Origin of the sequence: Dickeya chrysanthemi NCPPB 402, from assembly GCF_000406105.1 — a bacterium.
GTDB classification, from domain to species: Bacteria; Pseudomonadota; Gammaproteobacteria; order Enterobacterales; family Enterobacteriaceae; genus Dickeya; species Dickeya chrysanthemi.
Window position 1 is genome coordinate 4,155,278 of the sequence record NZ_CM001974.1, and the last position, 15,694, is coordinate 4,170,971.

General features: G+C 52.1%; 15 protein-coding genes and 1 pseudogene. 8 read left to right on the top strand and 8 right to left on the bottom strand.

Going from position 1 to position 15,694, the window contains the following annotated elements; all coding sequences use genetic code 11:
- The first annotated feature begins 5 nt into the window (after positions 1-5).
- Entirely contained in the window at positions 6-509 is a 504-nt protein-coding gene (locus tag DCH402_RS18355) for an arginine repressor (protein WP_040002690.1), read from the top strand.
- A 214-nt stretch (positions 510-723) separates the two neighbouring features.
- Here DCH402_RS18355 and DCH402_RS18360 read toward each other — a convergent pair whose 3' ends face one another.
- From DCH402_RS18360 to DCH402_RS18375, 4 genes and pseudogenes are all read right to left on the bottom strand, one after another.
- Positions 724-2,343 carry a methyl-accepting chemotaxis protein gene (locus DCH402_RS18360; RefSeq protein ID WP_040002692.1) on the bottom strand — a complete coding sequence of 540 codons (1,620 nt, stop codon included), beginning with the start codon at positions 2,341-2,343 and terminating at the stop codon, positions 724-726.
- Positions 2,344-2,610: 267 nt separating this feature from the next.
- Positions 2,611-3,677 (bottom strand): annotated as a pseudogene (locus DCH402_RS18365) (alpha/beta fold hydrolase).
- A 283-nt stretch (positions 3,678-3,960) separates the two neighbouring features.
- Positions 3,961-4,443, bottom strand: coding sequence for a GNAT family N-acetyltransferase (locus DCH402_RS18370; protein ID WP_040002693.1), 483 nt, complete (start codon positions 4,441-4,443; stop codon positions 3,961-3,963).
- Between the two features lie 27 nt (positions 4,444-4,470).
- Positions 4,471-5,058, bottom strand: a complete 588-nt coding sequence (locus DCH402_RS18375) for a helix-turn-helix domain-containing protein (protein WP_040002695.1) — start codon at positions 5,056-5,058, stop codon at positions 4,471-4,473.
- A gap of 274 nt (positions 5,059-5,332) precedes the next feature.
- Between DCH402_RS18375 and DCH402_RS18380 the strand changes: the two genes are divergently transcribed.
- On the top strand, positions 5,333-5,836 hold the full coding sequence (locus DCH402_RS18380) for a GNAT family N-acetyltransferase (protein ID WP_040002697.1): 504 nt from the start codon (positions 5,333-5,335) through the stop codon (positions 5,834-5,836).
- A gap of 82 nt (positions 5,837-5,918) precedes the next feature.
- Here the strand turns inward: DCH402_RS18380 and rraB are convergent, their stop codons facing one another.
- A complete protein-coding gene (gene rraB / locus DCH402_RS18385) occupies positions 5,919-6,347 on the bottom strand; it encodes a ribonuclease E inhibitor RraB (protein WP_040002698.1) in 429 nt (142 codons plus the stop codon).
- 162 nt (positions 6,348-6,509) lie between these two features.
- Between rraB and argF the strand changes: the two genes are divergently transcribed.
- On the top strand, positions 6,510-7,526 hold the full coding sequence (gene argF / locus DCH402_RS18390; protein WP_040002699.1) for an ornithine carbamoyltransferase: 1,017 nt from the start codon (positions 6,510-6,512) through the stop codon (positions 7,524-7,526).
- A gap of 95 nt (positions 7,527-7,621) precedes the next feature.
- Here argF and DCH402_RS18395 read toward each other — a convergent pair whose 3' ends face one another.
- Positions 7,622-9,058: a 6-phospho-beta-glucosidase gene (locus DCH402_RS18395; RefSeq protein WP_040002701.1), complete on the bottom strand. Its 1,437-nt coding sequence runs from the start codon at positions 9,056-9,058 to the stop codon at positions 7,622-7,624.
- Positions 9,059-9,279: 221 nt separating this feature from the next.
- Entirely contained in the window at positions 9,280-9,747 is a 468-nt protein-coding gene (locus DCH402_RS18400; protein ID WP_040002702.1) for a YhcH/YjgK/YiaL family protein, read from the bottom strand.
- Positions 9,748-10,159: 412 nt separating this feature from the next.
- Here DCH402_RS18400 and pyrB point away from each other — a divergent pair, with 412 nt between their 5' ends.
- The 5 genes from pyrB to DCH402_RS18425 all read left to right on the top strand — a co-directional run bounded on the left by pyrB (position 10,160) and on the right by DCH402_RS18425 (position 13,971).
- Positions 10,160-11,095, top strand: coding sequence for an aspartate carbamoyltransferase (gene pyrB / locus DCH402_RS18405; RefSeq protein ID WP_040002703.1), 936 nt, complete (start codon positions 10,160-10,162; stop codon positions 11,093-11,095).
- Positions 11,096-11,111: 16 nt separating this feature from the next.
- Entirely contained in the window at positions 11,112-11,576 is a 465-nt protein-coding gene (pyrI, locus tag DCH402_RS18410; protein WP_013316086.1) for an aspartate carbamoyltransferase regulatory subunit, read from the top strand.
- 113 nt (positions 11,577-11,689) lie between these two features.
- The gene (ridA, locus tag DCH402_RS18415; protein WP_040002704.1) at positions 11,690-12,076 is read left to right on the top strand and encodes a 2-iminobutanoate/2-iminopropanoate deaminase; all 387 of its coding nucleotides are present in this window, start codon (positions 11,690-11,692) and stop codon (positions 12,074-12,076) included.
- 650 nt (positions 12,077-12,726) lie between these two features.
- Entirely contained in the window at positions 12,727-13,236 is a 510-nt protein-coding gene (locus tag DCH402_RS18420; protein ID WP_040002706.1) for a hypothetical protein, read from the top strand.
- 15 nt (positions 13,237-13,251) lie between these two features.
- On the top strand, positions 13,252-13,971 hold the full coding sequence (locus DCH402_RS18425; RefSeq protein ID WP_040002707.1) for an isopentenyl transferase family protein: 720 nt from the start codon (positions 13,252-13,254) through the stop codon (positions 13,969-13,971).
- A gap of 361 nt (positions 13,972-14,332) precedes the next feature.
- Here DCH402_RS18425 and DCH402_RS18430 read toward each other — a convergent pair whose 3' ends face one another.
- On the bottom strand, positions 14,333-15,673 hold the full coding sequence (locus DCH402_RS18430; RefSeq protein WP_040002708.1) for an amidase family protein: 1,341 nt from the start codon (positions 15,671-15,673) through the stop codon (positions 14,333-14,335).
- Between the last annotated feature and the right edge of the window lie 21 nt (positions 15,674-15,694).

Sequence of the window (15,694 nt, forward strand, 5' to 3'; positions counted from 1 at the left end):
TAGTTATGGTGAAAAAATCTCAAACCACATTGGATAAGGAACAGGCACAGCTTGCACTTTGCCAGCAGCTTATTATTGGCAATAGCTACCGTTCTCAGGAACATCTCAGGCAGGAAATGCAGCGGCACGGATACCGGGATATCAGTCAGTCCACCATTTCCCGACTTTTGAGATTGCTTGGAGTCGTCAAAGTCAGAAACGCCAAAGGGCAGAAAATTTATGCGCTCGGCCCGCAAGCGCAACCCGAGCCGGATGTTTCCCGTCCGATTGCCGATATGGTGGTACATGTTGAGCACAACGATGAGTTTATCCTGATCTCGGTGGTCTCCGGGTATGCCCGGGCGGTTGCCAGGGTGATTGATCATCACGCATTACCGGAGGTATTGGGCGTGGTCGCCACCAGCAACATCGTTTGGATCGCCCCGCGGGATACGCGCAATATTCTGCGGCTACATCGCCAGATTCTCCATACGCTGGAGCTTGAACCGGTATCGGTATATACCCAATAGATGCCGGATGGCAGGCGGCGGCCGGAAACGGATAGCACGCAGCCAACACACCGGCCACGAGGAAGACGAAAGACATAGAGATACGTCAGACCAATCACCGATCGTGCACCCGGCAACAACCGCCGGGTTCTTTTGTCTATCTTTGTCTATTTCCTCCTCGCCAGACTCGCGACGTGATAGCCGATCGTCGCGGGTTCCTCCCCCGAACGAATCGTTACCTGGCCCCTGTAATGGCGAGGTGGCGATGAGATGCGGGCGTATTGGCTTGCGACGGCGGGCTATCATCCCCAATGCGGAAACTGGCGATCGACTGCTGCAAATGCGTCACCTGTGCCTGCAATGAGCCGGCGGCGCTCGCCACCTCCGCTACCAGGCCGGCGTTCTGCTGGGTTACGCCGTCCATCTGGTTAATGGCGATATTGATCTGTGAAATTCCCCGGCTTTGTTCGCCGGAAGACAGCATGATCTCGCCCATGATATCCACCACTTTGCGGACATCCGACAGAATCTCATCCATCGTCTTGCCGGCCACGTCCACCAGCCCGGCGCCTTTCTCGATACGGCTCAGCGAGTTATCGATCATGGTGCCGATCTCTTTAGCCGCCGTGGCGCTGCGTTGCGCCAGCATACGCACTTCGGACGCCACCACCGCAAAGCCTTTGCCCTGCTCGCCCGCTCGTGCCGCTTCCACCGCCGCGTTCAGCGCCAGCAGGTTGGTCTGAAAGGCGATGCCGTCGATCACGCCGACGATATCGGAGATACGCGCCGAGCTCTGCTGAATGGAACGCATGGTATCGACGACTTCGGTAACCACATCGCCGCCGCGAGAAGCGGAATGCGAGGCTTTCTGCGCCAGATCGTTAGCTTTACGGGTGTTGTCTTCGTTGTTGCTTACCGTCGACAGAATCTGCTCCATACTGGCGGCAGTTTCATCTAATGATGCGGCCTGCTGTTCAGTACGACTGGATAAATCGATATTACCGGAGGCAATCTCCTCAACGCCGACGCTAATCGCGTCAGTACCGTTGCGCACCGCCCGCACCATATTTTCCAGCCCGTCGCGCATATGCTGTACCGCGCCGAACAGTTGGGCGATTTCATTATGACCGCGAATCTCAATGTTGGCGCGCAGGTCGCCTTGCGCAATCCGGCCAAACACGCTAATCGCCTGATTGAGCGGTTTCACCACCAGGTTGGTCAGAATCGACCAGGCCAGTGCCGCCAGCACCAGCGCACAGACAATCACCACCGACAAAATGAACTGCATACGGCTAACGCGTTCGTTCGAATCGCTGTACGCCTCGTCAATGCTCTGCCGCTTGTATTGCACCAGTTTTTTCGCCGCACCGTCAAAATCGGCGTACAACGTGGTGGACTTCCCGGCACGCTGACGGTACTCGTCCAGATTACCCGCCTCCAGCGCGGTGAACGCCGGGTTGATAAATTCATTCATCAGGGTGTCGCGCCTGGCCGCCATGTCGGAAGAAATGGCCCTCTCCTGCTCGTATTGCGGGTAAGTAAGGTATTCCTGCCATTTCTTACCGGCATCATCGATTTTTCCTCTGGCACGCTTGAGCGCCACGTTAGCCGCCTCTTTATCCCCTTTCCCCATCAGGGATTCGTACAGACGTAAATCGAGACGAGCGCGTAATAGCAATTCCGAACTTTCATTCAACGCCACCAGCCCCGGCAGTACCACCGTATCCACATGTGCGAACGACTTATTCCCCGACTGAACGGCGACCAGCCCCAGCACGCCCACAATCAATGACAACACGGCCAGAGAGAACACCATAATACTGAGCGTCGTACGGATCTTGATCTTACGAAACATAATTGTCCCTGCTGTTTGGTCAATTAAAAACCATGAGCTTCAACTCACACGTAACCCCGTCATACTTCAAGTTGCAGGTGTGTTGGCTGCGTTCCCTCACCCGAATCACTTACCTGTGTAAGCTCATCGGGATTCACTCACTTGCCGCCTTCCTGCAACTCGAATTATTTAGGGTATAAACCGCAACAAAAATGAAAAGGAATTATCATGAAAGGAAAGGGCCGACGTTATGGTGTTGTCATCATCGGCCCGATACGGTTAATTCTGTTATTGATTACGGGGTGGAACCGCTGCTAAAAACTCACCCAATTTATTTTTGTAAAACTTCGCCGACATCATGGTGGCATGACCGCTGGTTTCCTTACTTGCCGGAATCAAAAACAATTCGGCACGCGGTATTTTCTTCAATTCACTTTCCAGTATTCCTGTTTCAATCGGATTACGCTCATCATCGGCCGAGTTAATCACCAACAACGGCGCCTTGATTCGGTTCAATTCCGGCGAAGCGTTATAATCCGCCGAGGAATTCCAGATATAAATAAAGTCGTTGGCGTCAGCCGTGACCGGTGCCGCCAGACGTTCGTCCACCAGTTTATCCGCCAGAGCGCGGGTCGGCGCCTTGTTCTGATAGGCCAGCGTTCCGCCGGTGGTGGCGATGCTGAACATGATGTTCGCGGTCTGCAACGACGGCGGTTGAACCGCGTAATCACCGTTTTTCCATGCCGGATCGCGCTTGATGGTCTCAATCAGCATCCGGCGCAGCATCCAGTTACGGCCAGACAATTCATTCGGCTGCGATGCCATCGGCACCAGCGCATCCATCATGTCCGGGTATTTTTCACCCCACATCCAGGTATGCATCCCGCCCATCGAATATCCCATCACCAGACGCAAATGCGTAATACCGAGCCCTTCCGTCAACAGGCGATATTGTGCCAGCACCATGTCATCGTAATTATATTGCGGGAATTGAGTGCGCAGGCCGTCAGACGGTTTGGCGGATTTTCCCGAACCCATGCTTTCAGGAATAATGATGAAATATTTGCTGATATCCAGCGGCTGACCAGGGCCGAATAATTCCCCGCCGAAACCTGCCGCCAATAATGCGCTCACCGGCTGGTTCGTGCCGTGCAGCAATAATACCGCCGGCTTTTTACTGTCACCCAACGTGTAATAATGGATACGGAGATGATTGACGGTTTCGCCGGTATGGAATCGGAACTCAGGGGCGGCCCAATTTCCTTCTTGCGGTTGTAACGTTTGTGCGGTGGCAACAGGAGAAAAAACGAACAAAAAACCAGACCAGCCAGTCCAGACAACACACGGTTAACCATAGAACAACTCTTCCGTAATCATAGGCGGGGAGTTCAATGTTAATGTTTCCCGTAAAATATCCCAATAACGCTCGCTGGCTAATGATTAAAAAAATAATTATATGCCTTTGATTTTAGTTATCACGACATATAATTTACTTTTAAGCAGTAATATTGAAACAATTATTATTGTGGCGCTATCCATCACCCCAATACAACCCCAAAGAAGCGCCAGCCGTTACCCACCGGTTGCCGATATTGTCGCCTGTGCGCAAAGGTAACAAAACGCTAAACCGAGCCGTCATCACAACGACAAATGCAGGAACTGGTTGAATTCACTGCTCGTATACTCAGCGAATACCTCACCATTCACAAAACCGTGCCTACGATACAGCGCCAGCGCCGGTTCAAACGCCGGGCCGCGGCCTGTTTCCAGACTCAGGCGCAGCAAGCCGCGTCGGCGTGCTTCGTCCACAATATGCACCAACAGATGCGCGGCGACGCCCTGACGTAAGCACTGCGGGTGAGTACGCATGGATTTCAGCTCACCACTGCCATCCGGCAGCATTTTAAGCGCACCGATACCGGCTATCTGCTCACCACGCCAGACGCTCCAGAAAGTAATATCAGGTGCCTGTAAGCCAGATAGATCCAGCGCGAACACTTGATCCGGCGGTGAGTTTTCGTGCATTCCCGTCAAATGCAAAGCCACCAGAGCCTTTGTTGCCTCACCCGTCAGGTCGTCAATGCGGACAACCAGCGGTTCCTGTCGGGATGTATTGCTCATACTCTTCAGCTCCGTAGCAAAAAAAGTTCAGGGGGTGCAGATAGCTATCAGATAACGCACGGCGTCAGGGCCGGGATTATGGAAGCCGGACGCGCCATACAACCGATAGCGCAGGCTGTCTTGTGGACCAAGCGTGTTAATAACGCCTTCCAGCGTCATCACCAGTTGCCCTTCCAACACATACAGATGGTGTTCCAGCCCGGCCAGCGGCGGCGCGTGATACTCGATACGCGCCCCGGCCGGCAGCTCGCCGTGGATCATTTCGGCACGAAAGCCAGCGGACGGCGGGGAAACGACACGACGGATAAACCCGGTTTCCGGATCAATCCACACCGGCTGTTGCGCCGCGCTCAATTTTTGCGGCAGTTGAATTTCCACCTCGGCCAGCAGGCTCGACATCGTGTAGCCGTATACCGCGCACAAACGGCCCAGTAATACCGCCGTCGGGCTTGATTCCATGCGTTCCAGCCGGGATAACGTCGCCCGGCTGATGCCGCTGCTCTGCGACAGTTCGTCGAGCGACCAGCCGCGTTCACGACGCAGCGCCGCCAGCCGTTCGGCCAGCCGACGATCCGTTTCGCAAAGGCGATCGGTTTCAGAAAGAGAAGGTTCCATCGCGCATCCTGAATATCAATTTTGATAAAAAATCTCATATATGAGAATTTTTATCAAGATCTAAACGAAGAGAAATCTCATCAAACCGCAGCCCTCGGGTGACAACCTGCTGTTTCCCCCTCGGGTTGCGCTTTTCACAACACGCCGTTATCAATAACAGGTTTTGAGGCGGCACGTCGGTGCGTATAATCGCCGATGCATATCACATCGGAGCACGTCAGCCTGTTGCCGACGTGTTCGACCTGACCGGATTCTGCCGATAAGAGTGAGCAACATGACAACTTCAGCGCCAATCGCCCTGCTGACCCGCCCGATTATGGCCACCGACAACGCGGCGATAGCCCGTGTTATTCGTCTGGTTTCCGCTGAATTCGGCCTGACAGCCGACAAAGGGTATACCGTGTCCGACCCGCATCTGGACCAGTTGTTCGAACTCTACAGTCGCCCTGCCAGCGCTTACTGGGTGGTTGAGTGCAATGGCGAAGTGGTGGGAGGCGGCGGCCTGGCACCGCTATCCGGCGGTGAGCCGGATGTCTGCGAGTTACAGAAAATGTATTTTCTGCCGCTGGCGCGCGGCCAGGGCATTGCCCGGCAGTTGGCGGAACTGGCATTAACATTTGGCCGGGAGCAAGGATTTCGCCGCTGTTACCTGGAGACGACGGCGCACCTGACCAGCGCGATCCACCTGTATAAAAAGCTGGGGTTCGAGCCTATTGCGCACGCCATGGGCAACACCGGCCATGTGGATTGTGAAGTCAGAATGTTAAAGACGTTATAAAACACGTTGTGAATGCGCGGCCGCTCTCGCTGCGCTGAAAACACATCGCCCGGCGATAGCCGGGCGATACATCAACTCAGAATTAATGACGCTTGCCGTCGTCATCCTCATCATAGAAGTCTTCGTCTTCGCCGAACTCGTCTTCGTCCTCACCGTTCGGATCTTCGAAATAGGTGCCCCAGCCGTCATAGTTCACCCCATGACGTTCGGCCAGATCCAGCAGTTGCTCCACCTGTTGGTCGATAAGCTCGGCGTTCAGCGCCACTTCGCTAATCGCGTCACAGCACATCAGCACCACGCCGTCTTCCATTTCCATCTCTTCGGCGTCAGTCACTTCATAACCCAGCTTGAACGCATCTACCGCCACTTTCTCCAGTTCTTCAAACTTCTCGGCTGAGAAATGGTGTTCGATGGTGTAGAGCGCATCGGGATCGCTGCCGTCCTCCAGCAGTTCTTCGATGATCAGGCGGGTCTCTTCACGTTGTTCTTCCAGCAGTTCGCGGTTTGCCATGTCTCAGTCCTCATCAAAGCGGCAAATATGGCGGCTATTTTCCCACAGGCCAGCCTCTCTCTCCACCAGAAAGTTGAACTCAACACTTGAATTTGAATATTTACACATATAAAGTGAATTTTAATTCAACCGTCAGTGTTGAGTCACATGGAGAAGACAACGATGAACCCGTTCTATAAGCGCCATTTTTTACGGCTGATGGATTTCACGCCCGCTGAAATCAGCAGCCTACTGACTCTCGCCGCTACCCTCAAAAACAATAAGAAAAACGGCACCGAGGCCCGCCACCTGCAAGGCAAAAACATCGCACTCATCTTCGAAAAAGATTCGACCCGCACTCGCTGCTCTTTCGAAGTTGCTGCGTATGATCAGGGCGCTCAGGTCACGTATCTCGGCCCCAGCGGCAGCCAGATCGGCCATAAAGAATCGATGAAAGACACCGCCCGGGTGCTGGGCCGTATGTACGACGGCATCCAGTATCGCGGTTATGGTCAGGTGCTGGTGGAAACACTGGCGGAGTTTTCCGGCGTGCCGGTATGGAACGGCCTGACCAACGAATTCCACCCAACCCAGTTGCTGGCGGATTTGTTGACCATGCAGGAACACCTGCCGGGTAAACCGCTGTCGGGCATGAAACTGGCCTATGTGGGCGACACCCGCAATAACATGGGCAACAGTATGCTGGAAGCGGCGGCCATCACCGGGCTGGACCTGAGATTAATCGCGCCGAAAGCCTGCTGGCCGGAGGCAGGTCTGGTGGCGGAGTGCCGGGCGGCGGCGGCCAAAACCGGCGGTTCGATTACGCTGACGGAAGACGTGGCGGCCGGGGTCAACGGCGTGGATTTTATCTACACCGATGTGTGGGTCTCGATGGGAGAGCCGAAAGAGGTGTGGCAACAGCGTATCGACCTGCTGCGGCCTTATCAGGTCAACGCTGCGATGATCGCCGCCACCGGCAATCCACAAGTGAAATTTTTGCATTGCCTGCCGGCATTTCACGACGATCAGACCACCCTCGGCAAACAAATGGCCGAGCAGTACGGCCTGCACAACGGCATGGAAGTCACCAACGATGTGTTTGAATCCACCCACAGCATTGTGTTTGATCAGGCGGAAAACCGCATGCACACCATCAAAGCGGTGATGGTGGCGACGTTAAGTCAGAGCGTCGAGATGTAAACGGTGGAAACAGTGAGCCACATCCAGTGACGATGTGGCTCAACAATGGGCCGGATAACCAACGTTATCGGCCCACACGTCCATCCTGACGCGGCTTACAGTTCCTCGCCGTTCGAGGCGATCACCCGCTGATACCAGTGGAACGATTTCTTCGGCGTACGTTGTAGCGTCCCGGTGCCGTCGTCGTGCTTGTCGACGTGGATGAAACCGTAGCGCTTCGCCATCTCGCCGGTGGTAAACGACACCAGATCGATACAGCCCCACGGTGTGTACCCCATCAGATCGACGCCATCTTCCCACACCGCCGCCTTCATCGCTTCAATATGGGAACGCAGGTAATCGATACGGTAGTCATCCTGACACACGCCGCTCGCATCCGGTTTATCCACCGCACCCAGCCCGTTTTCCACGATAAACAGCGGCACTTCGTAACGCTCATACAACGTCGTCAGCGCATAACGCAGACCGGTCGGGTCAATCTGCCAACCCCAGTCGCTAGCTTTCAGGTGCGGATTAGGAATCGAATGTTCGGAGCTGCCGTCCATGCTGGCGTCGATGCGGTTCTGCACATCGTGTTTCACCACGTTCGACATGTAATAGCTAAAACCGATGTAATCCGCTTTGCCTTCCTGCAAAATCCCTTCATCTCCCGGCTCCATGTGGATATGGTAGCCTTTGAGTGCCCATTCACGCCGGGCATACGCCGGATAGTGGCCGCGCACCTGCACGTCGGTAAAGTAAAAGCGGTCATGCATCGCTTGCGCCGCCAGCATCACGTCTTCCGGATGGCAGGAATACGGGTAGTAAGGCAAAAATGCGCACATGCAACCCACTTTGATATCCGGATTGATGTCATGCGCTTTTTTCACGATCAACGCGCTGGCGACAAACTGATGATGCACCGCCTGATACATCGCTTCTTCCGGCTGCGCTTTCTGCGGGAATTTCACCCCAGAACACATCCAGCCGAAAATCTCGGCCGACACATTCTTCTGGTTGTTAATCTCGTTGAACGTCATCCAGTATTTCACTTTGTGCTGATAGCGTGTGATTACCGTCTCGGCGAAATGCACAAAGCAATCCAGCGTTTTACGGCTCATCCAACCGTCGTACTGCTGCACCAGATGCAACGGCATCTCGAAGTGGCTGAGAGTCAGCACCGGTTCAATACCGTGTTTGAGCAGTTCGTCGATCAGGTTATCGTAAAACTTCAGCCCCGCTTCGCACGGCTCCGCTTCATCGCCGTTGGGGAAAATACGCGTCCAGGCGATACTGGTACGAAAACATTTGAAGCCCATTTCCGCAAACAGCGCGATATCGTCTTTATAACGGTGGTAGAAGTCGATGGCCTCGTGGTTCGGATAGGATTCGCCGGGAATAACCCCATCAGTGATGCGCCGCAATTTGCCGTGGGCGCCGGCAGTGAGCACATCCACCACGCTGATACCTTTGCCGCCTTCATGCCAGCCGCCTTCCAGTTGATGCGCCGCTACCGCACCGCCCCATAAAAACCCTGCGGGTAATTGACTCATACCTTTTCCTCTCACAGAAACTGAAACCGGTTTCAGAGTGCATCAACTTGAACGTCTCTGCAACCGGTTTCATAAACTCGTCAGGACAAATAACAGGGAGCCGGGATACGGTAAGATCAGGCAAAGGGAGGAGAGGAAATGGTACGGCGAGGAGCTCAACAACAGCGGGAGAGCGCATTGCGCACTCTCCCGGTAAGGCGTGACGGCTTTCGGCAGTCGGGTTACAGCACCAGCGTAGCGTCGATTTTCACTACCGCCTTGCGTACATGCGCCGGCTCGCCGACAGCACACAGCGGTTTGTGCACTTCACCGGGGAAGAACACCACGAAATCGCCGGCCTGCAGGACCACCTGTTTTTCCTGCTCGCCCGCCGGCAGGAACGCGATGTCCTTGTCCGCCAGCCAGTCGACGTCCGGTTTACCCGCCGGCAGATTGCTGAAGGTCATGCCTTCGGTGCCGTTCAGCACAATCTGGATATCCAGGTATTTGGCGTGATACTCGGCCCGACGCTTCTCGAACGGCTCGGTGCTATCGTTCGACACCAGCACAAACACCTTATTGCCGTCGATATCGTGCTTACCCAGCGGGGTATCGGCATTAATATGCTGCTTCACATATTCAATCGCCTCACGCAGTTTGGCAGGCAGATAGGGAACCAGCTCCAGATGGTCGACATTACCGATGATCATGATCGCTCCTTTAAATAAATAAACTGAAACAATGTTTTGATTCCTTATACTCCTGTCGGCCACAAGCCGCCAGCCAGCCGGCGTAAAAAAGTGATCCGGGCGATGCGTTTCAGCTTACGGCGAAACACCCAGCCGCAACCGATTGCCCACCGCGAAAAGAGCGTATTTTTCTGCTTGAATTCACCTCTTCGGCGCGTATAATTCCGGACAATTTGCCGGGAGGGAACATGTCTAACGCTGCTGTTTTTGTGGGTGTCGCACCGCAACTGCCTGTTGGCAGCATGACGGCGTTTTTCCTTCCGTTGCCTGACCGATTTGTAAAAAAAGCCCCTCGTTGAGGGGCTTTTTTTTGTCCTGTCGCCGCCAGCCATACCGTTTGTTTACCGGGCCTAACCGAGGGGAGCATAGCCACATGGTCAATCCGCTATATAAAAGACACATCATCTCAATCAACGATCTCAGCCGCGACGATCTGGAACTGACGCTCAAGGTGGCGGCGAGTCTGAAAGCGCATCCGCAGCCGGAACTGCTGAAGCACAAAGTGATTGCCAGCTGTTTCTTTGAAGCCTCCACCCGCACCCGCCTGTCGTTTGAAACCGCCATTCACCGGCTGGGCGCCTCGGTGGTCGGTTTTGCCGACAGCAGCAACACCTCACTCGGTAAAAAAGGCGAAACGCTGGCGGACACCATTTCGGTCATCAGCAACTATGTCGACGCGATTGTGATGCGCCACCCGCAGGAAGGCGCGGCACGGCTGGCGACCGAGTTCTCCGGCGGCGTGCCGGTGTTCAACGCCGGCGACGGCGCCAACCAGCACCCCTCCCAGACGCTGCTGGACCTGTTCACCATTCAGGAAACCCAGGGCCGCCTGAACAACATCAATATCGCCATGGTCGGCGACCTGAAATACGGCCGTACCGTCCATTCACTGACCCAGGCGCTGGCCAAGTTCGACGGCAACCGCTTCTACTTCATTTCGCCGGATGCGCTGGCGATGCCGGATTACATCCTCAACATGCTGCAAGAGAAAAATATTCCCTACAGCCTGCATACCAGCATTGAAGAAGTAGTGCCGCAGTTGGATATTCTGTACATGACCCGCGTACAGAAAGAGCGGCTGGACCCGTCGGAGTACATCAATATCAAATCACAGTTTATCCTGCGCGCCGCCGACCTCGGCAGCGCCCGCGACAACCTGAAAGTGCTGCATCCGCTGCCGCGTATCGATGAAATCACCACCGACGTGGACAGCACGCCTTACGCCTACTACTTCCAGCAAGCAGGCAACGGTATTTACGCGCGCCAGGCTCTGCTGGCGTTGGTTTTGAACAGCGAACTGGTTCTGTGAGAGAGGAGTACACAGCATGACTCACGACAATAAATTACAGGTAGAAGCCATCAAACGCGGTACCGTGATCGACCATATTCCGGCGCAGGTTGGCTTCAAATTACTGACGCTGTTCAAGCTGACCGCCACCGACCAGCGCATCACCATCGGCCTGAACTTGCCCTCCAACCATCTGGGCCGTAAAGATCTGATCAAGATTGAAAATATCTTTCTGACCGAAGAGCAGGCCAACCAACTGGCGATGTACGCGCCGCAAGCCACCGTCAATCAAATCGACAATTACGAAGTGGTGCGCAAGCTGCACCCGCAATTGCCGTCGCACATCGAAGGCGTGCTGACCTGCCCTAACAGCAACTGCATCAGCCGCAGCGAGCCAGTCAGTTCCTCCTTCGGCGTGAAACAACGTGGTGACGATGTGCAGTTGAAATGCAAATACTGCGAAAAAGAGTTCGAGCGTCAGGCGGTGCTGAACAGCTATTGATACCGGATTGCCGTCAGGAAAACGCCGTCCATCGTGTTGCGGCATTGGCCTGACGGCGGGCTTTTTGGAATAATGCAGGAGTCGCATCGTTTCAGACATAATCAGGAGAAAACATGTCACGCATTATCAGTACGGAACAGGCCCCGGCCGCTATCGGCCCTTACGTTCAGGGTGTTGACCTCGGCAGCATGATCATCACTTCCGGCCAGATCCCGGTAGACCCGAAAACCGGTCTGGTGCCGGACGACGTTACCGCGCAGGCTCGCCAGTCGCTGGAAAACGTGAGAGCGATTGTGGAAGCAGCCGGTCTGAAAGTGAACAACATCGTCAAAACCACGGTGTTTGTGAAAGATCTAAACGACTTCGCCACAGTTAACGCTGCGTACGAAGCCTTTTTCACCGAGCACAACGCGCCGTTCCCGGCCCGCTCTTGCGTGGAAGTGGCTCGCCTGCCAAAAGACGTGAAAATCGAAATCGAAGCCATCGCGGTTCGCGGTTAAGTTCCCCGGCATCACAGGCAGGAATGATGATTGATTGTAAATGTCATCATGCCTGAATAGACGAACCCCGGCTGATACCGGGGTTTCGTTTATCCGATGAGTTTTAAATCTGACTTTCTTATCCTTAAACATCACCGGATGACGCGCAATTTAAGCATGCACAGGTAGTTTCAGGCTGTTTTTTCTGAGCGAGTGCCGATACGACGATTTCCTTTAACCTCGCAAAGCAGCGTTCAACAACGACATTGCGTTTTCTGTACAATCGAGTTTTCGGTGCCCATCCTGGCTGGTTTTTTATTCGATTTGAAAGAACACCTCACCCCAATATGCCACTCATCACCTGTCTGTACTCAAGATAAGAACGACCACCTTTGGAAGCGATTCGTTAAGGTGATAACATGGAGTAAATCAGTACCCAGGCATTATCAGGGATAATCGTAACGAGCTAAGTAAAAAGACTTCTTATGATTAAATTATGCATTAAATTGTACCAAAAATAATTACGATACACAGCCTAATAACGTGCAGACGCAGAGGCTCTGCTTTTGATATTGCGTTCAAAAGAGTTAATACAAGAATGTTCCTATATACCCATAGAGAGAAATTGGCGTTACTTTCGTGAAGAAAGTGAAACAAAAGAGCGATATATCATGAAAACAATAACACTCAATGTAAATGTAAATGTCAGGCACGTCCCGAAGCACAGGTTTAAACCTGATTTCTTTGAGCGCGTTGTAATAGCCGAGGCTCTCTCATATGAGAATTTATCGCTTTTACCTTTAGCCAACATTCTAATTAAAAAAGAAATATTACTTTATGAACAAGAAGTTATTCTTTTTATGGGTGATGACAATATCAAATTCCTGATGAAAAATGTTAACAACGAAAAAATAGAAGGTATTATGATTTCATCACCCGATTATTTTGATGAATCCTCCTCTCCGATGGAAAAAAGAAAAATTGCAGTACGCCGATTGCCATGGAGCAAAGAAATATTTTACAAAGAAAATAGTCATGAGTGGTGTTTTTGTCTGCCAGGACAAATTTATAACAGCAAGTTAGATATTTATGGTAAATGGCGAGATGGTTTACATGAACATTTAAACCGTATTATGACTGGTTTTCTGCACGCAAGAAAAAACCAATACCACTTAGATTGACCTAAAGGAGGGAATATGAGCAAGATACTTTATCTTTTATGGGGACCGACATCTACGGGGAAAACCACCCATTCGGTCATGCTTGCAAAAAAATATGGTTTCCCCGTGATAGCGCTGGATCGGTTTCAAGGGTATCAGGAGATCATGACCGGGAGTGGCGCGCCTGAACATAGTGAACTGCAAGGAACAGAAAGGATATATATTACTCCATCCAAACACCTGACCGAACGCGTTGTGTCTTCCGAAGAAGCTCATGAGATTCTTAAGCAAAAAACATCCTCTTTATTAAAAAAACACGCAAGTGTTATCATTGAAGGCGGCTCGGTGTCATTACTGACAAGAATGGTAAGCGATGATTACTGGTCATCTTTCTCATGGCTAATAAAAAAATTTCATACACCATCCAGAACAGTTTTCATTGAAAAGACCCAAAAAAGAGTTTTCAGGATGATCTATCCACAAGGTGACAGACCATCAACACTAAAAGAAACAAGTCTTTTTTTCAGGGATCACCATACCGTTGAACCATTAGAAGATATTGATGGTTATCGTATAATAATACAGTACTGCAAAGACAATAATATGAATTTTGACTCTATTGATAAACTAAATAACGATGAAAAAGATAACATCATCGATCTCATTACCAATGAATATTACGAACACGCTTTATGGCAAGAAAAGAATTTCCCTGGTTTCCCTGCCTCATGGTCATGGCAGATGTTAAAGGACTGAATACTTATTGAGTAGAGAAAACTGTTATCACAATATTACTACCTTATACCCGTCATACTTCACGTTGCAGGTGTGCTGGCGTTATTACTCGGCCCATCCCTGGGCCCCGCGCCTTTGGGGCCGCAGCACGCTGCGTTGTTCAACACGCCAGCGTGTTGGCCTGCAGCTCGAATTATTTTGAGTATACCCTATGACTATTTTGTCCAGAATAATGGACATTAATACTACCAGCATCAAAAATCATATTGACTCCTTGTAAATATTTTTTCATTTAACCATACCGCTTTAATTTTTTGAATTCGATTTATTATGGTGTACCACCACATCGTTGAGTGATGGGTGACAGATTCTTTATTTATCTTTACGGCTTTATGATGGTTTCTATGCGGGCAGCCATGTTTAGCAGATAGCTGTCTCTTCCACGTGAGGCATCAAAACTGAGCCCCACAGGTAATGCGCCTTCTGGCGCAACCGGAAGTGTGACAGAAGGCATCGCCGCATTACTGGCTAAATCGGTGTTACGAATGAGTTCAGCAAACAGTTCCGGCCGCCCAGTCTGGCTCAGAAGCGGAACCTGACGTGGAACCGTAGGATATACCAGCATATCAACGCCGTAAGTACTGAACAGCGTATCCATATCCAGCCGCAACCGGCCAATATTTCTGACCGCAGAGACATAATCAGCAGGAGAAATACGGCCTCCTCCCAAATACTCGTGGATGATATTGCGGACATTTTTGTCACTGATGTTATCAAACACCGCGGTTATCCTGTTTTCCCATCCCAGCGATAGCAATGCGCGAGGGAAATCGATGAAAAACTCATAAATCGGGAGCGTAAACGTTATTGTTTTATTAAGAGAAAAAACCGCCGCATCATCCACGTCTACGCATTCGAACCCGGCAAGTACCAGTTGGTTTATGGCATGCCGACAATGAGTCATAACGTCATCATCCAGTTCAGACCACATGGAAAGCGGGAGGCCTATCCGGCAGGGGAAATTCCCTTGTTCTGTGGGAGACAGTTCGTCACTGAAGAGTTGTGTATATAAAAAATGGGCATCATTTGCCGTACGGGTTATCAGCCCAGGAGAATCTTTCGTGTGGGAAACAGGGATAATTCCGGACGATGACCAATGCCCGCTGGTGGGCCTGAAGCCGGTAATGCCGCAGAAAGAGGCCGGTATTCTTGCGGAGCCGCCGGTATCCGTTCCGATCGCCACCGGCACAATACCGGCCGCCACTGCGGCGGCACAACCACTGCTGCTGCCGCCAATAGAATATCCGGGCGCAGAGGGGTTCTCCACCGCTCCCCAGTAAGGCTCGCAAGATGTGACGCCAAAGCACAGCTCATTCATGTTGTTCTTACCAGCAACAACCGCGCCCAGTGATTTCAGCTTGCTGACGATAGCAGCGTCATGAGTGGCAATACAATCTGCCATTCCTTGTGTACCAACCGTAACCGGAAGTCCGGCAACACAAATATTGTCCTTGAAAGAAACCGGGATACCATACAGCGGTGCGCCTTTATGAACATCCTTCGCCTTTTCGAATTGCTCTTCGGCATCATCAATTCGGATAAAGCAATTCAAATGACGCTGTTGCGCTTCGGCATTGAGCGCTTGCTGCCGAATGTCGGCGGCTGAAACTGTGCCGCGACGTAAATCACTGCACAGTGACTCAAGGGTATATTCTGAATACATACATATCCTCCTACGCGTCGA